The organism is Burkholderia humptydooensis (genome assembly GCF_001513745.1).
In the GTDB taxonomy this organism is placed as follows: Bacteria; Pseudomonadota; Gammaproteobacteria; order Burkholderiales; family Burkholderiaceae; genus Burkholderia; species Burkholderia humptydooensis.
On record NZ_CP013380.1, the window covers coordinates 3,020,283 to 3,039,966 of the forward strand.

A 19,684-nucleotide genomic window follows, 5' to 3' on the forward strand; every position below is an offset into this window, starting at 1 on the left:
AAATCCGAGACGGCTCAAATCGCCGATTCGGCGACACTGCTGCTTGCTCGGACCTCGCCGACCAGTCTTCTGGTCCAGCTCCGTCTTCCGTCTCCGGCCATCCGCTCGTCTGCCCCATCGATCCTCCGATCTCTCAGGGTTGCCCCGCCCGAGTCGCTCGAATCGTCGCTCGTCGCCGGGAGCCGGCGCGCTGATCACAACTGCCTTGCCGGACGCGCACCGCAAGCCGGCCCCCGTCCGCTTGCGCAATCGCGCCGGCCGCCCAGCGGCACGCGGGTATACTCGCGCTCACCGCTCAACGCCCCTCTCGCATTCAGACACCGCTTTCATGGCAGAACCCACTCTCGGCGTCGCCCTCATCGCCCACAATGCCGCGGCCCGACTGGCCGAATGCCTCGACGCGCTGTCGTTCGCCGACGACATCGTCGTCGTCGACGGCGGCAGCACCGACACGACCGTCGGCATCGCGAAGACGCACGGCGCGCGCGTCATCGTCGCCGCCGACTGGCCGGGCTTCGGGCCGCAGAAGAATCGCGCAGTGGCCGCGCTCGACACCGACTGGATCCTGTCGATCGACACCGACGAGATCGTCACGCCCGAGCTCGCCGCATCGATTCGCGCGGCGATGCGCGCGCCGCGCGCGCCGGTCTATGCGCTCGACCGGCTATCGAGCTTCTGCGGCACCTGGGTGCGTCACAGCGGCTGGTACCCGGACTGGCTGCCGCGGCTTTTCAGGCGAGGCGCGGCACGCTTTTCCGATGATCTCGTCCACGAGCGCCTCGTATTCGACGGACCGTCCGCGAAGCTCGACGGCAAGCTGCTTCACCACTCATACGAAGATTTCGAAACCGTGCTGCGCAAGCTCGACGCATATTCGAGCGCGGGCGCCGCACAGCGTCGCGCGGCAGGCAAGCGCGGCGGGTTGGCGAAGGCGCTCGGACGCGGTGCGTGGGCATTCGTGCGCACCTATCTGCTGCGGCGTGGCTTCCTGGATGGACGGGCGGGCTTCATGATCGCCGTGTTCAATGCCGAAACGGTCTACTACCGCTTCCTGAAGCTCGGATTTTCGCGGTCGCAAAAGCGGCGCGACTGACGCGCGGAGAATCCGCGCCGGCACGGTCGCACGATGCGCTCGCTGCACGCGTGATCCGCACCACGCCCGATCGATCACACGCAGCCGAACGAATCGCTTCGTCGAAGTCGAGGCGCGCCGCGATACACCGACCCGATCCGGGGGGCCGCCTTACTTGCGCGCCCCGAGCCGGCTGACGTCGACCGGCATCGCGATGTCAGCCTGCGTGCTCGCCGCATCGAGTCCGAGCATCGCGGCCGCGGCGCCGATCACGCGCGCCGACGACAATTCAGTCAAGCATCGGCTCCAACTGTCCAGATGCCGGTCGCAGCCTTCGAGCTTGCACGGCACGCAGTCGCCTTCTCCTTGCAGAAGTTGGACGTTGCCGTGCCGCCCGGAGCCGCGCAGCGGCCACGGCTCGTTGCCGGCCGGCCAGTGCGCGGGCCACGGGCCCCAGCGCGTCGGATTCGACGGCCCGAAGAGGGCGATCGTCGGAACGCCGCAAGCGGCGGCAACGTGGGTCGCGCCGGTGTCCGGGCCGATGAAGAGCCGCGCGCGCCGGAACATCTCGGCGCTCTCGCCGAACGACAGCTCGCCCGCCATGTTCAGCACGGGCTCGCCCGCCGCTTGCGCGATCCGCGCCGCATAGTCGCGCTCGGGCTGCGCGGGGCCGCCGCTCAACGCAACCGCGAAGCCCCGGCTGCGCGCCCAGCGCACGAGATCGACCCAGCCGTCCTCGTGCCACTGCTTGTAGCGAAACATCGGATACGGATGCAGCACGACATACGGCTCGTCGCGCGACAGCGCGGACGACCCGTACAGCTTCGCGTCGAAGCGCGCGCGCGCGGCGGGATCGTCGCCGATGCCGGGCGCGACGACGTCGGCGCACGGCGTCACGCCGAGCGCGCCGGCGAGCGACAGATTGCTCGTGACGGTATGGACGCCGCGGTGCTCATCGGGCACGATGCCGTTCAGGATGAGCCGCGTGAGCCGCGTGACCCGCTCAGGATCGACGAGTCCGATCCGCCAGCGGCCCGCGAAGAACGCGTAGAAGCGCGCGCGATCGGAACTGATCGCAGCGCACGCGAGATCGTACTTGCGCCAGATGCGCAGCGCGTCGGCGATGCGTTCCTTCGGCCGAGCGCGCGGCGCGACCGTGATCACACGCCGGATGTCGGGATTGTGCTCGAGCACGCCTTCGGTGCCGCGAAACACGATCATGTCGATCTGCGCGTCGGGCCAGCGCGCCTTCAGCGACCGAACGAGCGGCGTCGTCAGCAGCACGTCGCCGAGACGACGCGTGCAGGACACGAGGATGGTGCGCGGCGGCCGGGGAAGCGTCAACGGAACGGTCACGGTGAAAGCCTGAAGAACGGGCGACTGGACATTTTAGCGAATTCGCGCCGCGCACCCTGGCGGCGCGGGCGTGCTCACGCCGACTCGAGCAGTTGCGCGGCGAGCGCCTGCATGCGCGCGTTCGCCGCGCGGGGACCGAACGCCTCGATCTTGCGCGACGCATGGGCGACGAGCGCCGCGCGCAGCGCGTCGTCGGCGAGCATCCGCTCGATCGCGTCCGCGAGCGCCGCGGCGTCGCCGAGCGGCACGAGCAGCCCGCCGCGACCGCCGTCGAGCTGATCGCGCGGCCCCGTCGGACAATCCGACGAGATTACCGGCGTGCCGAGCGCCATCGCCTCGCCGAGCACCATCGGCAAACCCTCGTAGCGGCTGCTCAGGATCAGCATGTCGGCCGCGCGCACGTATGGAAACGGATTCGCGCAAAAGCCCGCGAACTGCACCGCATCGCACAGCCCGAGCTCCGTCGCGAGCCGCTCGAGCGCGCCGCGGTCAGGACCGTCGCCCAAGAGCACGAGGCGCGGCGCGTCGGCACGGCGCGCACGCACTTTCGCATACGCACGCAGCAAGGTCCGATGGTCCTTCTGCCCTTCGTCGAGGCGCGCGACCGACACGATGAAACGCCCGGCTGGCAGTTCGGCCGGCTCGTCCGCACGCCCGCGCAGCGCCGCCGGATCGATCACGTTCGGCAGTGCGGTGACGACGACGCGGGTATTCGCGAAGAGCGGCTCGGCCTCGCGCTGCATACCGGGCGTGAGCACCGCGAGCGCCGCGTAGCGCTCGTACTGGCGAACGCGCCGCGCCATGTACGACGTGCTCTTGTCGCCGAACCGCGCGGCGAAGCTGTAATGGCTGACGCCGATCCACGGCATGCCGCCGCGCCCCGCAATACGGCGCAGCGAGAAATCGAAATCACAGACCACGTCGTAGCCGCGCGCGAGTTGCAGGAATCGGCGCGCGACGGCCGGCCGGATCAACGCATGCGTCGACGCCTTGTGCAACAGCTTCTCGCCGCCGCGCAGCTTGCGCACGCGCTCGCGCTGGTGGAGCGCATGCATCCACCGCTCGGGCGCGAGCACCTGCAGCGCGACGTCGGGCGGAATCGCCTTCGCGCACCACGTCGTCAGATCCGGCGTCGGATACGTGACCGACAGTCCGATCTCGAACACGCGGCGATCGAGCGCGTTGAGCCACGCGAGCAGCGCAGTCTCCGTGCCGCCCCGGCCGAAGTCGTTGATGTGAAACAGGATGCGCACGTGCCGGGCGCCCGGGCGGGCGAAGCCGGCCGACGCGGCGGCCTGTTCGAGGAGCGTAAGGGGCGGCGCGTCGGGCGCGACGGGCGTCGTCATCGTGCGTCTCCGTCTTGCGACACGCGCGGCGCGCGCGCCTCGCGTTCGCCTTGGCCGAGCAGGAAACCCGCGAACGACCAGAACGCGAGCATCGTCGTCTGCCACATGAAATCGTCGACGGTGTTCTTCGCGATCATCCCGACGACGAGCGCGAGCCCCGCCGCGGACACAGCCGGCACGCCGCGCCTGAGCCGCCAGAACGCGGCCGCGAGACTCACGAACAGCATCGCCTCCAGCGCGACGCCGATATAGCCCGTCTGCAACCACGTGTTGAGGAACAGGTTGTGCGCATGCGTGAGCGCCTGCGGCTCGATCTGCAACAAGAGCGGCGGCGCGTCGGCCGCGTACGCGTGTCCGGGCAGCGGCTTGCCAAAGCCGACGCCGAGCCACGCATGCTGCTTACCCTGCTCGGCATAGAATGCCCAGAGCTTCGGGCGCGTGTCGGACGACAGCGTATCGCCGAGCGCGTTCAGCTCGCCCGGCACGTAGACCCGCTGGCCGGCGACCGTGATGTCGCGCGCGGCCGACGACGCCGAAGCGGCTGCGGCGGACGCGGACGGATCGCGCTCGCGCGCGCTGTATTCGAGCAACCCGAGCGCCGCGGCGCCGAGGACCATGATCGCAACGACGCTCATGCCGAGCCGGCGCCGATAGAGCGGATAGAACGCGACCACGAGCGTCGCCCCCGCCGCCGGCCAGAAGAAGCGGTTCAGGCTCGCGAGCCCGACGAAGCCGCACGCGAAGAGCCCGACCACGCCGATCGCGCGCCAGCGAACGCGCATCAGCAGCGCGGCGAAGAGCGGCATCGCGAACACGACGAGCGTGCTCGTGTGGCCGACGCGGTTGTAGAAGCGAACCGGGAAGATATCCGGCGTGGGCGGCTGCAGACGCCCCCAGTAGAACGCGCTGAGGAGCGCAAGCAGCACGCACGCGGCCCATACGACAAGCACCGGCCATTCGGGACGCTTCACGCGCGAGCCGAACAGCCAGAAGCCCCAGAACGTGACGAGCGGATACAGCACCTCGTCGAACCACGCGCGCAGACTGATGCGCGGATACAGCGACCAGCCGACCGACGCGAGGCTCCACGCAGCCCATGCGACGATCGGCAAAACGAGCGGCCATTGCCGGAACGGCGGCCGGCTCGCGGACAGGATGCCGGCAAGCGTGCCGACGCCGATCAACGCGAGCGTCGTGTTGACGACCCCGTTCATGTGGCCGAACATCACGCCGAACATCAGCGTGGGACACGCGATCCAAAGCACGCGCTCGACGCGCGATGTCGTAATCGTCATCGACTTGAACTTGACGGCGCAAGCGCCAAAACGTTTTGCAGCGCACGATGCACCGCATCCACTGAAAGACGTCCCATGCAGTCTGCATGGTCGTCGCGCCACGCGACGCAGGTCGTCGCATTCCGGTCGCAGCGCCGCACCCATGCGACATGACGCCGGAAAATCGACGGCTGGTCGCGGCACGGCATGTCCGCGATCGTCAGCGCGACGAACGGCGCGTCCTGCCAATAGCGGCCCGCGCCATGAATACCGGCGTTGCCGGGGCCGAACAGCGCGACGGTCGGCACGCCGACGAGACGCGCGAGATGCGCGATGCCGGTATCGGGGCATACGACAGCCTGCGCGCCGGCGAGCACGTGCCACAGATCGGCAAGGCCGAGCCGCCCCGCGAGATTCGGCTGCGCGGGATCAGGACCGATCTCGGCGACGAGCTCGACTTCGCTCGGTCCACCGCTCCAGACGGGCAGATAGCCTTGCTCCTCGATGCGGCCCGCGAGATCGAGCCAGCGCGCGGACGGCCAGCGCTTGACCGCCGTGCTCGCGCCCGGATGGAGCACCACGTAGGGCCGCTCGCGCAACGCGGCGGGCAGCGGCGCGCTTGCCTGCGGCGCCGGCCAGTCGGACGGGCGATAGAGGCGCGGCGCGGGCCCGTCGACGAGCGCCGCAGCGAAATCGGCCCAAGCGGCGGGCGCTTCCGGATACGGAACCGGCTCGTCGACCGGCCAGTTCTTCCACGCGGGCGCATCGCCCGCATGCGCGACGATCCAGCGGCAGCCCGCGCCGAGCGCAAGCCAACTGTGGCGGTTGTCGCCCGCGACGATGCCGAGATCGTACGGTCCCGACGCGAGGAGACGCCTGACCGACGAGCCGTCGCGCGGATCGAACGCGAGCGCGTCGACGCCGAACGGCCGCTTCGCGTAAAGCGGCGCAATCGCCTTCGGGCACGCCAGCACGATCTGCGCATCCGGGTGCTGCTCGCGCAGCTTCGCGACGAGCGGCGTCAGCAGCAACGTGTCGCCGAGCAGCAGATGATGCGCGATCAGGATGCGCCGCAGACGAACGGGCCTGCGCCGCAACGGCTTGAGAGCGAGCCTCGGCAGCGCTCGCGAGAAGATGTGGATCCGGCCGTGAAGTCTGCTCATTCGATTAGATCAACGGCCGATCGATTCCGTCACTTGTGATGCGATGCGCCGGAGGCCGGCCGAAAGCCGTTTCGTCATGCAGAATTTCCACGATTCATATTGCGGGGGACAAACCGGAACGCGCCGGAACCCTCGTGAGACATCCGCGAAACCAACGCGCATTCCTCGTCACCGGGCCCAAGTACGCGGCTCGGCCCACGACGCATTGCACATGCGCGCGGGGCCGAGCGGAACTTGCTGAGTATACCATTCGGCCCAGACGCTTCCGGAGCCAATATCCTGATGAAAGGCCGGGCCGGGCGACGCGCGAACGCGCGTCACCGCGGCCCGTCGCCCGCAGCCTCGGCGGCGAGATCGAGCAATTGCGCGACGTGGCGCGCGACGCCCGGATCGTACTGGATCGCTGCATGCGCCGCAGCGCCCGATTCGACGCGCGCGGCGCCCGCCCTCGCCCGCCGCACGGCTTCATCGAGCACACCGCGTAGCCCGGCCGCGTCGCCGGGCGCGAACACGAGCTTCGCCGACGGCGCGATCGCGTCGCAGCAGCCGACGTTCGACGACAGAATGACGGGCGTGCCGCACATCACCGATTCGATGCCGACAAGCCCGAACGGCTCGTACTTCGACGCGAGGATCGTGAAATCGGCGGCACGGTAGCCGTCCTCGATGTCCTTCACGTAGCCGACGTAGCGCAGCCGCTCCGACGTTCGCTCGGGCGGCCGGCCGGCGACAGCGACGACGACGCCCGGCCCGGCGTCACGCAGCACCGCTTCGATGAGCGGCAGCCCCTTGCGCTCGTGGCTGCTCGACGGGAACAGCAGCACGACCTCGTCGCCGGCGAAGCCGAAGCGCGTGCGCATCTCGGCACGGCGCACGGCGTCGACGGGCGTGAAGCGCGCGGCGTCGACGGGCGGGAACAACACGCGGATCTTGTCGTCGCCGAGCCCGTAGAAGCGGCGCAGTTCGTCGCGCATCAGCATCGAATGCGCGACGACAAAGCGCGCGCGCTCGTATTGACGGCGTTCGAGCGCGATCTGACGGCGATCGGAGCACGTCGGCGTGCGGCCGATCGCATCGAGAAAGCCGAGATGCGTGCCGCCGCAAATCGCGATGTCAGACGAATCGACGCGATTGCAGCCGATCAGCACGTCGACGGGTGACGCGCGGCGAGCCGCGCGCAGGCGCCATGAGAACCATGCGTCTCGGCACTTGCCGGGCAGGAACGAAACGTTGATCCGGTGCGGCTCGACGAACCGGTATTCCGGCACCGACGAATCGAACGATCGCGCAAAGATCGAAGGCCGGACCCCGACGGCGGCAAGACCGCGTGCGAGGTCGATCGCATAGCGCTCGAGCCCGCCGCCGTACTTGAGCGCGTTGCATGACAGGCCGATTTTCATCGGATCGCGACCATCGCGCTCGCCGGACGACCGCCCGGCCGGATGTGCGCCGCTCACCCTGCGTCCTGCTGGAACTGGATGCGATGCAGGTGCGCGTACAGTCCGCCCTGCTCGAGCAGTTCGCGGTGGCTGCCGCTTTCGACGATCTTGCCGCCTTCGAGCACGAGGATCCGGTCCGCGCGCTCGATCGTCGACAGGCGGTGCGCGATCACGAGCGTCGTGCGCCCCTTCATCAGCGTCTCGAGCGCCGCCTGCACGTGTCGCTCGGATTCGGAATCGAGCGCGGACGTCGCCTCGTCGAGAATCAGGATCGGCGCATCCTTGTAGATCGCGCGGGCGATCGCGAGACGCTGGCGCTGACCGCCCGACAGCCGCATCCCGTTGTCGCCGACGAGGGTGTCGATGCCGTCGGGCATCGCGGTGACGGTCTCCCACAGATTCGCCGCGCGCAGCGCCGCCTCGACGCGGTCGCGCTCGGGCGTCTGGCCGTAAGCGACGTTCGCGGCGATCGTGTCGTTGAAGAGCACGACGTCCTGGCTCACCATCGCGATCTGGTTGCGCAGGTCATGCAAGCTGTACTCGGGCAGCGCGACGCCGTCGACGCGCACCGCGCCCGACGACGGATCGAAGAAGCGCGGAAGCAGATTGACGAGCGTCGTCTTGCCGCTGCCCGACGGTCCCGCGAGCGCGACCATCTCGCCCGGCGCGACGGTAAACGACACGTCGTCGAGCGTTTGCCGGCCGTCGCGCGGCATGCCATACGAGAACGACACATGGCTGAACTCGATCGCGCCCGACGCGCGTGCGAGCGGCTTGCCCCCCCCTTCAGGCTCGCACGGCTCGTCGATCAGCCCGAAGATCAGCTCGGCCGCCGTCATCCCGCGCTGCAGCGGCTGGTTCACGTCCATCAGGTGCTTGAGCGGCGAAATGATGAGCAGCATCGCGGTCACGAATGCGACGAAGCCGCCGACCGTCGTCTGATCGTTCGCCGACTGGACGACCGCGATCGTCAGCACGACGGCGAGCGCGATCGACGCGAGAAACTGCGTGAGCGGCTGCGCAAGCCCGCCCGACACGGTCATCCGCATCGAATAGCCGCGCAGCTTGCGGCTCAGCTCGTTGAAGCGCCCGATCTCGTACGGCTCGCCGTTGTGGACCTTGACGACCTTGTAGCCGCCGACCGTCTCTTCGACGATGTACGCGAGCTGGTTCGTGAGCGTCTGATGCTCGCGGTTCAGGCGGCGCAGCCGCCGGTTGATCTTGCCGACGAGCCAGCCGATGCACGGCAACAGGATCGCGACAATGAGCGTCAGGCGCCAGTTCAGATAGAACAGATAGCCAAGCAGGAAGACAACCGTCAGCGAATCGCGCACGAGCGTGATCGTGACGCCCATCAGCACGCTCAGCACCTGGTTCACTTCGAACACGACCGCGTTGATCACCGTGCTCGCCGTCTCGCGCTGGAAGAACGATACGCCCGTGTGAATCATCCGCTCGAACATCTGGATCCGCAGATCGAGCAGGATGCGGTTCGACACGTACTGCAGCAGATAGCCGGACGCGTATTGCGCGAGCGCGCGCGCAAGCGCGAGGCCGACGACCGCCACGGGCACATACAGCTTCGTCGTCATGTCGCCCTTCGAGCCGAAGCCGTGGTCGAGAAGCGGCTTGAGCAGCGCGGGAATCCCGGCTTCCGTCGCGGCAACCGCCGCCATCGCGAGCACGCCGGCGACGAGCACCCATACGAGCGGTTTCACATACGGCCAAAGGCGGCGCATCACAACGGCGGGCGACGACGCGTCCTGGCCGCCGATCGGTTTGCTTAGGGTAGGCTTGACGCTCAAAATGTCCTCGGGAGAATCCGGAAAACGTGCAGGAGGATCAGTAGACGATCTCGACGACGCTGCCGCCGAACGCCGCGCGCAGGTCGGCGAGCAGCGCGTCGCTCGGCTTCACGCGCCACGCGTCGCCCAGGCGCATCTCGCCCTGCGCGCGCGCATTGCTGTAGGCGATCCGCACCACGAGGCCGTTCGGTATCACCACCTGCGCGCGCCGCCCGCCTTCGCGGCCGCCGCGCGGCGCCGGCGCCTCGGCGGGGGGCGTGTCGTCGGCTTTCGCGACGTGCGCTTCGAGCACGCGGCGCAGCGCCGCCGCGTCCGCGTTGCCGTTCATCGTCATCCGCACCGCCTGCGCGTAGCGGCTGCGCGCGCGCTCGAGATCCATCACGGAATCGGCGGTGAAGCGGATCCCGCCCGTGAACGCGTCGTTGCGCGCCTGCCCCTGGACGATCAGCAGTTCGTCTTCCTTGAAGAGTGCGCGGTTCACGTCGAACTGCTCGTTGAACACGGTGACTTCGCACTGGCCAGTGCCGTCGTCGAGCAGTGCGATCACCATCTTGCCGCGCTGCGTCATCTGCGTGCGCAGCGACGCGATCACGCCGGCCACCACCTTGTCGCGCCCTTCCTTCAGCTCGCCAAGCTTCTGGCGCACGAAACGGCGCACCTCGTCGCGATACGCGTCGAACAGGTGGCCGGACAGATAGAAGCCGAGCGCGCTCTTCTCCTCCTGCAGGCGGCGCTTGTCGTCCCAGGCGGGCTCGTCGACGAGCGCGTGCTGGTGCGCGGGCACGCCGCCGATGTCGAAAAGGCCCGCCTGCAGCGCGTTCGCGGCCGCCTGCTCGGCGGCTTCCATCGCGAGCGGCACCGACGCGAGCAATTGCGCCCGGTTCGCGTGCAGCGAATCGAGCGCGCCCGCGCGGATCAGCGCCTCGATCGTGCGGCGGTTCACGATGCGCCGGTCGATCCGCTCGCAGAAATCGAACAGATCGGCGAACGGCTTTTCCTCGCGCGCGCGCAGGATCTCCTCGATCGCGTTCTGGCCGCTGCCCTTGATCGCGCCGAGGCCGTAGCGGATCGTGCACGAACGCTTGCCGTCGGCTTGCGCGACCGGCTCGAAGCGGTAATGCGATTGATTGATGTCGGGCGGCAGCACGGCGATGCCGTTGACGTCGCAATCGTCGAACAGGATCTTCACCTTGTCGGTGTCGTCCATCGCGAGCGTCATGTTGGCCGCCATGAATTCGGCCGGATGGTGCGCCTTCAGCCACGCGGTGTAGTACGCGAGCAGCGCGTACGCAGCCGCGTGCGACTTGTTGAAGCCGTAGCCCGCGAACTTCTCCATCAGGTCGAAGATCTCGTCGGACTTCTCGCGCGTGAGGCCGTTCTTCGCGGCGCCCTCCGCGAAGATCTCGCGATGCTGGGCCATCTCCTCGGGCTTCTTCTTGCCCATCGCGCGGCGCAGCAAGTCCGCGCCGCCGAGCGAGTAGCCGCCGATGATCTGCGCCATCTGCATCACCTGCTCCTGATAGACCATGATCCCGTAGGTCTCTTTCAGGACGGGTTCGACGCGCATGTCGGGATACTCGACCTTCTCGCGCCCGTGCTTGCGCGCGCAGAAGCTCGGAATCAGGTCCATCGGGCCCGGTCGGTACAACGACACGAGCGCGATGATGTCCTCGAAGCGGTCGGGCTGCGCATCCTTCAGCATGCCCTGCATGCCGCGGCTTTCCAACTGGAACACGGCGACCGTGTTGGCCTTCTTGAGGATCTGGAACGACGTCGGATCGTCGAGCGGCACCTGCGCGAGCGACCAGTCGGCCTTCGACGGATCGAGCCGGCGGATGTAGCGCTCGGCCCAGTCGAGGATCGTCAGCGTGGTCAGCCCCAGAAAGTCGAACTTCACGAGGCCGACGGCTTCGACGTCGTCCTTGTCGTACTGGCTGACGACGCCGCCGTCGTCGCCCTGCGTGTAGAGCGGGCAGAAGTCGGTCAGCTTGCCGGGCGCGATCAGCACGCCGCCCGCGTGCATCCCGACGTTGCGCGTCAAGCCCTCGACGCGCTGCGCGAGATCGAGCAACTGGTGGACTTCGTCCTCGTTGTCGTAGCGCTCCTGCAGGAGCGGCTCTTCCTTCATCGCATCGGCGATCGTCACGTGCTTGCCCGGCTTGAACGGGATCAGCTTCGCGACGCCGTCGGTGAACATGTAGCCCAAGTCGAGCACGCGGCCGATGTCGCGCACGGCCGCCTTCGCGGCCATCGTGCCGAAGGTGGCGATCTGCGACACCGCGTCCGCGCCGTACTTCTCCTTCACGTACTGGATCACGCGATCGCGCCCGTGCTGGCAGAAGTCGATGTCGAAGTCGGGCATCGACACCCGCTCCGGATTCAGGAAGCGCTCGAACAGCAGGTTGTAGCGCAGCGGATCGAGGTCCGTGATGCCGAGCGAATACGCGACGAGCGAGCCCGCGCCCGAGCCCCGGCCCGGCCCCACCGGCACGCCGTTGTTCTTCGCCCAGTTGATGAAGTCCGCAACGATCAGGAAGTAGCCCGGAAAGCCCATCTTCTTGATCGTGCCGCACTCGAAATCGAGACGTTGGCTGTACTTGTCGCGCTGCGCTTCGCGCTCGGCCTCGTCCGGATAGAGTTGCACGAGGCGCTTCTCGAGCCCTTCCTGCGACAGTTGCACGAGGTAGTCGTCGAGCGACATGCCGTCGGGCGTCGGGAAGAGCGGCAGTTTCGGCTTGCCGAGCTCGAGCGTCAGGTTGCAGCGCTTCGCGATCTCGACCGTGTTCGCGAGCGCCGAAGGCAGATCGGCGAACAACGCGACCATGTCGTCCTGCGTGCGGAAGAACTGCTCGGTCGTGAAGCGCTTCTGGCGGCGCGGATTCGCGAGAATGTCGCCTTCCGAGATGCACACGCGCGCCTCGTGCGCGGTGAAGTCGTCAGCCGTCATGTACTGCAGCGGATGCGTCGCGACGACGGGCAGCATCAGCTCGGCCGCGATCGTCACCGCCTGCTGGATGTACGCTTCCGCGCCCGGCTGGCCGTGGCGCTGCAATTCGATATAGAAGCCGCCCGGGAACACCTGCGACCAGCGCTGCGCGTGGCGGCGCGCGGCCGCCTCGTTGCCCGCCGCGAGCGCGAGGCCGATGTCGCCCTGCTGCGCGCCGGACAGCGCGAGCAGCCCTGCGGCGAGATCGCCTTCGAGCCAGTTCGCGTCGAGCTCCGCGCGGCCGCGGTATTGGTTCGTGAGCCACGCCTTCGACAGCAGCTCGCAGAGGTTCAGGTAGCCGCGCTTGTCCTTGACGAGCAGCAGCAGCCGCGACGGCTTGTCGCGATCGTCGTGGTTGGTGATCCAGACGTCGCAGCCGGCGATCGGCTTGATGCCCGCGCCGCGGGCTTCCTTGTAGAAACGGACGAGACCGAACGCGTTGCCGAGATCGGTCAGGGCGAGCGCGCCCTGACCGTCTTCGGCCGCCGACTTGACGATATCGTCGAGACGCACGATGCCGTCGGCAATCGAGAATTCGGAGTGAACGCGAAGATGAACGAAACGGGGATCTGACATGGGCGCTATTGTAGCCGGCCCAGGGGCCCGGCATCGTTCGCGGCGGCCAAAAAATCGCCGCGGCGGCCGTTCGGCCGAGTGCCGGCACAAGGCCGCGGGCGGCAAAGCCGCGCGCGACGGCGATTCGCCGCGGCCCGCAGCGGCGCCGCGGCGCGACGCCGACGCATGTCGTCCATTCGGCCGACTGCGGAAAGCCGCGCGGTTTGCGGGATAATACGGTTTTTCCGTTTTCGCCCGCTTGGCGCCCGGCCGCCCCGCCGCGCCCCGCCGCGCCCGTTTCGCGCGGCCTCGCCGCCGGGCTGCAGCCGCCTTACCGTCCGAACCTCATGACCACCGTCAATCTCGCCGCCTACCGTTTCGTCTCGCTCGACTCGATCGAGCAATGGCGGCCGCTCATCGCCGAGCGCTGCAACGCGCTCGGGCTGCGCGGCACGATCCTGCTCGCGCCCGAAGGGATCAACCTGTTCATCGCGGGCCCGCTCGACGCGACCGGCGCGTTCGTCGATTACCTTCGCCACGATCCGCTCTTCGAAGGCAAGTTCGCCGATCTGGCGTTCAAGGAGAGCCTGTCCGATTCGCAGCCGTTTCGCCGGATGCTCGTGCGCCTGAAGCGCGAGATCATCACGATGAAGATGCCCGCGATCAAGCCGGAGCTCGGCCGCGCGCCGTCCGTCGACGCGCGCACGCTGAAGGCGTGGCTCGACCGGGGCCGCGACGACGCGGGCCGCCCCGTCGTGATGCTCGATACGCGCAATGCGTTCGAAGTCGACGTCGGCACGTTCGACAACGCGCTCGACTACCGGATCGACAAGTTCAGCCAGTTCCCCAGTGTGATCGAGGCGAACCGCGCGGACCTCGAAGGCAAGACCGTCGTGTCGTTCTGCACGGGCGGCATTCGCTGCGAGAAGGCGGCGATCCACATGAAGGACGCCGGCATCGAGAACGTCTACCAGCTCGAAGGCGGGATCCTCAAGTACTTCGAGGAGGTCGGCGGCGCGCATTACCACGGCGACTGCTTCGTGTTCGACTACCGCACCGCGCTCAACCCGCAGCTCGAGCCGACGGCCGACGTCACGTGCTTCGCATGCCGCGCGGTCGTGCCGGCCGACGCGCAACAGTCGCCTCTCTACGTGCCCGGCAAGTCCTGCCCCGCCTGCCATCACCCGGACAATTCGGGCAACCCGGGCGAGCGCGCGGACCGCCCCGCCGAACCGGCGCGCGCCCATTGACCCGCTTCGCCGCGCGTCGCATCGGATGACACGCTATCGCGGGCGCTTCGCGCCGTCGCCCACCGGCCCGCTGCACTTCGGCTCGCTCGTCGGCGCGCTCGCGAGCTGGCTCGACGCCCGCGCGTGGGGCGGCGCGTGGCTCGTGCGGATCGAGGACATCGACGGGCCGCGCACGGTGCCCGGCGCGGCCGACGACATCCTCGCGACGCTGCGCAGCTTCGGCTTCATCGCCGACGAGCCGTCCGTCTGGCAAAGCGCGCGCATCGCACGCTACGAAGCGGCGCTCGCGCGGCTCACCGCCGCAGGGCTCGTCTATCCGTGCGGCTGCACGCGCAAGGAGATCGCCGATTCGCTGCGCGCCGCGCACGAGCGGCACACGACGCTCGCGTATCCCGGCACGTGCCGAACGGGCCTGCACGGCAAGCCCGCGCGCGCATGGCGGCTGCGCGTGCCGGACGGCGCGGCGGCCGTCGTCACGTTCGACGATCGCTGGCAGCGCGCGCAGACACAGAATCTCGCGACCGAAGTCGGCGACTTCGTGCTCAAGCGCGCGGACGGACAATGGGCGTATCAGCTCGCGGTCGTCGTCGACGACGGCGATGCGGACATCACGCACGTCGTGCGCGGCGCCGACCTGCTCGACTCGACCGCTCGCCAGATCTACCTGCAGCGCTGCCTCGGCCTGCCGACGCCGCGCTATCTGCACGTGCCCGTCGTCGTCGATGCGAACGGCGAAAAGCTCAGCAAGCAGACAGGCGCGACGGCGCTCGATCCCGCCGCGCCGCTGCCCGCGCTCGCCGCGGCCGCGCGGCATCTGGGACTCGCGCTCGACGATGCGGCGTGCGCGTCGCTCGACGCGTTCCAGTCAGCCGCGATCGCCGCGTGGGACACGCGCTTCGGGCCGAACGCGCGTCGCTGAGGGCGCCGGCCGGAATACGCGCCCTCGTCGCTTCGATAGTCACCCGGCCGCGCCGTTCGCGATTCACCGATTCACCGATTCACCAATCCGCCGATTCACCGATATCGCGCTCGCGCGCTCCGTCGCCGTGCCCCTCCCGGGCCTCGCCCTCGCCGAGCCGGGCGATTCCGCCGGCTCCCGGCCGCGATCGCAGCCCTTTTGCGTCACCACCCCGATCGCCGTTCCCGCTCCGCTCGCCCGCAAAAAGAAAAGGCGGATGCTCGCGCGTCCGCCCTCTTCCCATCGGCCCGGCGCCGTTTCCGGCGCCCGATGTTCAATTCCGCGTCACGACGACGACGTCTTGCGCGGCATCCCGAACCCGCCCAGCAGCGCGGCGAGCGGCTGCTTGGGCGCCTTCTTCTCCGGCTGCACGGGCGTCGCCTCTTCCGGCTTGCTCGCGGACGGCGACGGCACGTACGGCTTCAGGAAGAAATCGTCGATCGGCGCTTCGCGGCGCGGATGATACGCGCGCTCGCCTCCCGCCGAACGGCGGCCGGCCGATGCGCCGCGGCGCTCGTCGCGGTCGCGCTCGCGGCGGCCGCCGCGCTCGTCATGGCGATGGCGCGGCAGGTCGAGCTCGAGCGTTTCGAGCGACAGCGTCCGCTTGATCAGCTTCTCGATGTCGGCAAGCTGCTTGCGCTCGTTCGGGCTGCACAGCGACAGCGCGTCGCCCGACGCGCCCGCGCGCCCCGTGCGGCCGATCCGGTGCACGTAGTCTTCCGCATTGAACGGCAGATCGAAGTTGATGACGGCCGGCAGTTCGACGATGTCGAGGCCGCGCGCCGCCACGTCGGTCGCGACGAGCGCTTCGATCTCGCCGCGCTTGAACGCGTCGAGCGCCTGCATCCGCTCGCTCTGCGAACGGTCGCCGTGAATCGCGGCCGCGACGATGCCGTCGCGCTCGATCTGGCGCGCAAGGCGGCTCGCGCCGATCTTGCTGTTGCAGAACACGATCACCTGCTTGAGCGAGCGGTCGCGGATCAGCTTGACGACGGCCGCCTGCTTGTCGCCCTCGGCGACGTCGTAGACGATCTGCGTGACGGTGGACGCGGCCGCGTTGCTGCGCGCGACCTCGATCGTCTGCGGATCGCGCAGGTAGGTGGACGCGAGCTTCTTGATCTCGGGCGAGAACGTCGCCGAGAAAAGCAGCGTCTGACGCTCTTTCGGCAGCAGGTTCAGGATGCGCTGCAGATCGGGCAGGAAGCCCATGTCGAGCATCCGGTCGGCCTCGTCGAGCACGAGGATCTGCACCTGACCGAGATTCGCGGTCTTCTGCTGGACGTGATCGAGCAGGCGCCCCGGCGTCGCGATCAGGATCTCGACGCCGCGGCGCAACTCGGCCATCTGCGGGTTCATGTCGACGCCGCCGAACACGACGGCGCTGCGCAGCGGCGTGTGCTTCGCGTACGCGTGCACGTTCGCGGCGACCTGATCGGCAAGCTCGCGGGTCGGCGTGAGGATCAGCGCACGCACCGGATGGCGGGCAGGCGACGCGCTCGTGTTCGCCTGCGGCAGCAGCCGCTGGATGATCGGCAGCGAAAAGCTCGCGGTCTTGCCGGTGCCGGTCTGCGCGGCGCCCATCACGTCGCGGCCGGACAGCACGACCGGAATCGCCTTCGCCTGGATCGGCGTCGGCGTCGTATAGCCCTGCTCGGCAATCGCTTTCAGGATCTCGGCGGCAAGGCCGAATTGATCGAACGTCGCGTCGACAGGCTTGGCAACAGAATCGGACATGGTGGCGTTTCGCTCAAAAGGCGCGGCGGGACATCTTGCGCACGGCCTGCTCGCTCGCGAGACAGGCGACGCACCCCACTTCGGAATGAATACGAAGCCGCGGCGCGCCGCAGGGCGCCGCCGGCGCTTGAGGCCATCCGGGCCGCGCGCGAGGCTTCGTCCGGCAGGAGCGCCGGCAGAAAGGGGCGTATTGTAGCATCCCTCGCGAAACGGCTCGGTCGGCGGGCAAGCATCGGCGATCCGCGCGGCCGGGCCGCCGAAGCCGGCCCTGCGCGACGGCCCCCGCGACATGATGCGCGCCGCCGCGCAGCGGCGATATGACGCATTGGCGGATCCGGCGACGGCGCACGCTCCGACGCTCAGCCCTTCCCGCGCTTCTTGCGGACCTCGCTGCAGCCGCCGAGCACGGGCGGCGCGTGCTCGCCCGCGATTTCGTCGTACAGGTCCGCGTCGCGCCCCTTCGTCCACCAGACGTAGCGGCCCGCCTGATAGCGCGCCCCCGACGCCGACACGGTGTCGACGAACAATAGCCGCGTGCCGTTGACGGGCACGAGCGCGAAGCTCTGGCCGTTGCCCGCGCGCCAGTACGACACCCGCACCGGCTTCGGCTCGTTCGCGCACTGATAGACGACGGTTTCGCGCGCGTCAGCGTCGATTTCCTCGACGGTCAGCCGCGCCGCGTGCGCGGCGCCCGCGGCGGCGGCGCACAGACCGGCGGCGCCGATCGCCGCCCGCGTTATCTTGTTCATGTCCTTCCTCGTCGAGCGATGGAGGCGAGCCGTGCGAGCGCCGCACGCCGCTCCGTCAATCCGGATCGATCACGCCCGCGCACGCGTCGGTCGGCGCGGCCGCGACGTGGCCCACGACGGGCACGACCTTCAGCCCCGCCGACGCGACCCGGCACGGCGCGGCGGCGAGCCCGCAGCCCGCCGTCGACGCACACAATGCAACGATCAACATCCACTTCATTGCCGCCTCCTCTCCCGGCCTCGCCGCGCGCGGGTGCGCGGCATCGGGCCGGAAACCACGACTACCGAGAGCCCGGCGGCTCGCGGCGCGACCGGCACGATCCGGTTCCGGCGAGCGCATTCGCCGGCGCGCGCGATGCGCGCCCTCCTTCGTCAGCGCGCGGACACCGGACGCACCGCGGCGGCCGCCCGCTTCGCGCGCTCGCGCGCTTCGTCGACGTTCGCGCCCGTCGCGAGCGCGACGCCCATCCGGCGCTTCGCGAAGCTCTCCGGTTTGCCGAACAGGCGCAGGTCCGCACCCGGCACCGCGAGCGCGTCGCGCACGCCCTCGAACGCGATGCCCGCCTCGTCGAGCCCGCCGTAGATCACGGCCGACGCGGCGGGCGTCGCGAGCGCGGGCTCGACCGGCAGGCCGAGGATCGCGCGGGCATGCAATTCGAATTCCGACTGGCGCTGCGACGTGAGCGTCACGAGCCCCGTGTCGTGCGGACGCGGGCTCACTTCGGAGAACCAGACGTCGTCGCCGCGCACGAACAGCTCGACGCCGAAGATCCCGCGGCCGCCGAGCGCGCTCGTCACGCGATGCGCGATGTCGCGCGAGCGCTCGAGCGCCTTCGCGCTCATCGGCTGCGGCTGCCACGATTCGACGTAGTCGCCCGCAACCTGCACGTGCCCGATCGGCTCGCAGAAATAGGTGTGCGTGTCGAGGCTCGCCGGATCGATCGCGCGCACCGTGAGCTGCGTGATCTCGTAATCGAACTCGACGAAGCCCTCGACGATCACTCGGCCGTGATTCACGCGGCCGCCCGCCATCGCGTACTGCCACGCGGGCTCGACGTCCGCGTCGCGCCTGAGGACCGACTGCCCCTTGCCGGACGACGACATCACGGGCTTCACCACGCACGGGAAACCGATCTGCGCGACGGCCGCCTTGAACGCGTCGAACGACTGCGCGAACGCGTACGGCGACGTCGGCAGCCCGAGCTCCTCGGCTGCGAGCCGGCGAATGCCCTCGCGATTCATCGTGAGCTGCGTCGCGCGCGCGGTCGGGATCACCTCGGCGACGCCGGCCGCTTCGATCGCGGCGAGCGCGTCGGTCGCGATCGCCTCGATTTCCGGCACGACGAGATGCGGACGCTCGGCGTCGACGAGCGCGCGCAGCGCGTCCGGATCGGTCATGTCGATCACGTGCGCGCGATGCGCGAGCTGATGACCGGGCGCGTTCGGATAGCGATCGACGGCGATCACTTCGACGCCGAGCCGCTGCAACGCGATGATGACTTCCTTGCCCAACTCGCCCGCGCCGAGCAGCATGACGCGCGTGGCGGACGGCGAAAGCGGCGTGCCGAGCCGCTGACCGATCTGCATGAGATTTCCCGCTGGATGATGGATGGAGAAAACGACTTGCGATGCTAACACGCGGGGCTTGGGAGCCGGGATCGCGCGCTCGCGCGCCTCTTGCGTTCTCCACGCCTGTCGCGCCGCTCGGCGGTCATCGCGGCGTCGACGGCTTCAAGCGCGCCCGCCGCGATCCGTCGGCCCGCCGTCGGTCGACAGCGCCGCTCGCCTCGCGAACGCGAAGACATCCGCATCATCGAGCAATGCGCGGACCCGGCACGTCGGCGACACCCACGATAAGGCGCCGTGGGCAGGACGAGCGCGGGGAACGCAACGGGCACGCGTCATCCTTGCCTCCCACACGCCCGCGTCTCGCAACCATCCCTCGTCAATCAGCCGCCAATCGGCCGCCAATCGGTCGCGACACCCCGCATTGCCGC

The 19,684-nt window shown here is 69.1% G+C and carries 14 protein-coding genes; 3 read left to right on the forward strand and 11 right to left on the reverse strand.

Translation table 11 applies throughout. From position 1 onward, the window contains the following. Nucleotides 1–328 precede the first annotated feature (328 nt). Entirely contained in the window at nucleotides 329–1,093 is a 765-nt protein-coding gene (locus tag AQ610_RS13495; RefSeq protein ID WP_006025031.1) for a glycosyltransferase family 2 protein, read from the forward strand. 150 nt (nucleotides 1,094–1,243) lie between these two features. On the opposite strand, the gene AQ610_RS13500 is transcribed toward AQ610_RS13495, so the two are convergent. The 7 genes from AQ610_RS13500 to dnaE all read right to left on the reverse strand — a co-directional run bounded on the left by AQ610_RS13500 (nucleotide 1,244) and on the right by dnaE (nucleotide 13,017). After that, a complete protein-coding gene (locus tag AQ610_RS13500) occupies nucleotides 1,244–2,416 on the reverse strand; it encodes a glycosyltransferase family 9 protein (protein WP_009911727.1) in 1,173 nt (390 codons plus the stop codon). An 86-nt stretch (nucleotides 2,417–2,502) separates the two neighbouring features. After that, nucleotides 2,503–3,774: a glycosyltransferase gene (locus AQ610_RS13505; protein WP_006025029.1), complete on the reverse strand. Its 1,272-nt coding sequence runs from the start codon at nucleotides 3,772–3,774 to the stop codon at nucleotides 2,503–2,505. Beyond that, nucleotides 3,771–5,069, reverse strand: a complete 1,299-nt coding sequence (locus tag AQ610_RS13510) for an O-antigen ligase family protein (protein ID WP_006025028.1) — start codon at nucleotides 5,067–5,069, stop codon at nucleotides 3,771–3,773. Before AQ610_RS13510 ends, AQ610_RS13505 begins: the two co-directional genes overlap by 4 nt. Further along, entirely contained in the window at nucleotides 5,066–6,211 is a 1,146-nt protein-coding gene (locus AQ610_RS13515) for a glycosyltransferase family 9 protein (protein WP_009911721.1), read from the reverse strand. Before AQ610_RS13515 ends, AQ610_RS13510 begins: the two co-directional genes overlap by 4 nt. A gap of 317 nt (nucleotides 6,212–6,528) precedes the next feature. Continuing rightward, nucleotides 6,529–7,611 carry a glycosyltransferase family 4 protein gene (locus AQ610_RS13520; RefSeq protein ID WP_006025026.1) on the reverse strand — a complete coding sequence of 361 codons (1,083 nt, stop codon included), beginning with the start codon at nucleotides 7,609–7,611 and terminating at the stop codon, nucleotides 6,529–6,531. Nucleotides 7,612–7,664: 53 nt separating this feature from the next. Further along, the gene (gene msbA / locus AQ610_RS13525) at nucleotides 7,665–9,455 is read right to left on the reverse strand and encodes a lipid A export permease/ATP-binding protein MsbA (protein WP_043282092.1); all 1,791 of its coding nucleotides are present in this window, start codon (nucleotides 9,453–9,455) and stop codon (nucleotides 7,665–7,667) included. 37 nt (nucleotides 9,456–9,492) lie between these two features. Next, nucleotides 9,493–13,017 (reverse strand): DNA polymerase III subunit alpha, encoded by a 3,525-nt coding sequence (gene dnaE, locus AQ610_RS13530; protein ID WP_006025024.1) that lies wholly within the window; start codon nucleotides 13,015–13,017, stop codon nucleotides 9,493–9,495. A gap of 326 nt (nucleotides 13,018–13,343) precedes the next feature. Between dnaE and AQ610_RS13535 the strand changes: the two genes are divergently transcribed. Together AQ610_RS13535 and gluQRS are read left to right on the forward strand one after the other, a co-directional pair. Beyond that, nucleotides 13,344–14,246, forward strand: a complete 903-nt coding sequence (locus AQ610_RS13535; RefSeq protein ID WP_009911717.1) for a sulfurtransferase — start codon at nucleotides 13,344–13,346, stop codon at nucleotides 14,244–14,246. Between the two features lie 25 nt (nucleotides 14,247–14,271). Further along, nucleotides 14,272–15,165, forward strand: coding sequence for a tRNA glutamyl-Q(34) synthetase GluQRS (gluQRS, locus tag AQ610_RS13540; RefSeq protein ID WP_006025022.1), 894 nt, complete (start codon nucleotides 14,272–14,274; stop codon nucleotides 15,163–15,165). Nucleotides 15,166–15,489: 324 nt separating this feature from the next. Here the strand turns inward: gluQRS and AQ610_RS13545 are convergent, their stop codons facing one another. From AQ610_RS13545 to purT, 4 genes are all read right to left on the reverse strand, one after another. After that, complete coding sequence (locus AQ610_RS13545) at nucleotides 15,490–16,938, reverse strand: DEAD/DEAH box helicase (RefSeq protein ID WP_006025021.1); 1,449 nt, start codon at nucleotides 16,936–16,938, stop codon at nucleotides 15,490–15,492. 359 nt (nucleotides 16,939–17,297) lie between these two features. Beyond that, entirely contained in the window at nucleotides 17,298–17,687 is a 390-nt protein-coding gene (locus AQ610_RS13550) for an MliC family protein (protein WP_006025019.1), read from the reverse strand. Between the two features lie 55 nt (nucleotides 17,688–17,742). Next, the gene (locus AQ610_RS36050; RefSeq protein ID WP_015602246.1) at nucleotides 17,743–17,907 is read right to left on the reverse strand and encodes a DUF6726 family protein; all 165 of its coding nucleotides are present in this window, start codon (nucleotides 17,905–17,907) and stop codon (nucleotides 17,743–17,745) included. A 152-nt stretch (nucleotides 17,908–18,059) separates the two neighbouring features. After that, a complete protein-coding gene (gene purT, locus AQ610_RS13555) occupies nucleotides 18,060–19,274 on the reverse strand; it encodes a formate-dependent phosphoribosylglycinamide formyltransferase (protein ID WP_006025017.1) in 1,215 nt (404 codons plus the stop codon). Between the last annotated feature and the right edge of the window lie 410 nt (nucleotides 19,275–19,684).

Coding starts and splice junctions, on each gene's coding strand:
- AQ610_RS13495 (WP_006025031.1), top strand. CDS start 329: ATGGCAGAACCCACTCTCGGCGTCGCCCTCATCGCCCACAATGCCGCG.
- AQ610_RS13505 (WP_006025029.1), bottom strand. CDS start 3,774: ATGACGACGCCCGTCGCGCCCGACGCGCCGCCCCTTACGCTCCTCGAA.
- AQ610_RS13510 (WP_006025028.1), bottom strand. CDS start 5,069: ATGACGATTACGACATCGCGCGTCGAGCGCGTGCTTTGGATCGCGTGT.
- AQ610_RS13515 (WP_009911721.1), bottom strand. CDS start 6,211: ATGAGCAGACTTCACGGCCGGATCCACATCTTCTCGCGAGCGCTGCCG.
- AQ610_RS13520 (WP_006025026.1), bottom strand. CDS start 7,611: ATGAAAATCGGCCTGTCATGCAACGCGCTCAAGTACGGCGGCGGGCTC.
- dnaE (WP_006025024.1), bottom strand. CDS start 13,017: ATGTCAGATCCCCGTTTCGTTCATCTTCGCGTTCACTCCGAATTCTCG.
- AQ610_RS13535 (WP_009911717.1), top strand. CDS start 13,344: ATGACCACCGTCAATCTCGCCGCCTACCGTTTCGTCTCGCTCGACTCG.
- gluQRS (WP_006025022.1), top strand. CDS start 14,272: ATGACACGCTATCGCGGGCGCTTCGCGCCGTCGCCCACCGGCCCGCTG.
- AQ610_RS13545 (WP_006025021.1), bottom strand. CDS start 16,938: ATGTCCGATTCTGTTGCCAAGCCTGTCGACGCGACGTTCGATCAATTC.
- AQ610_RS13550 (WP_006025019.1), bottom strand. CDS start 17,687: ATGAACAAGATAACGCGGGCGGCGATCGGCGCCGCCGGTCTGTGCGCC.
- AQ610_RS36050 (WP_015602246.1), bottom strand. CDS start 17,907: ATGAAGTGGATGTTGATCGTTGCATTGTGTGCGTCGACGGCGGGCTGC.
- purT (WP_006025017.1), bottom strand. CDS start 19,274: ATGCAGATCGGTCAGCGGCTCGGCACGCCGCTTTCGCCGTCCGCCACG.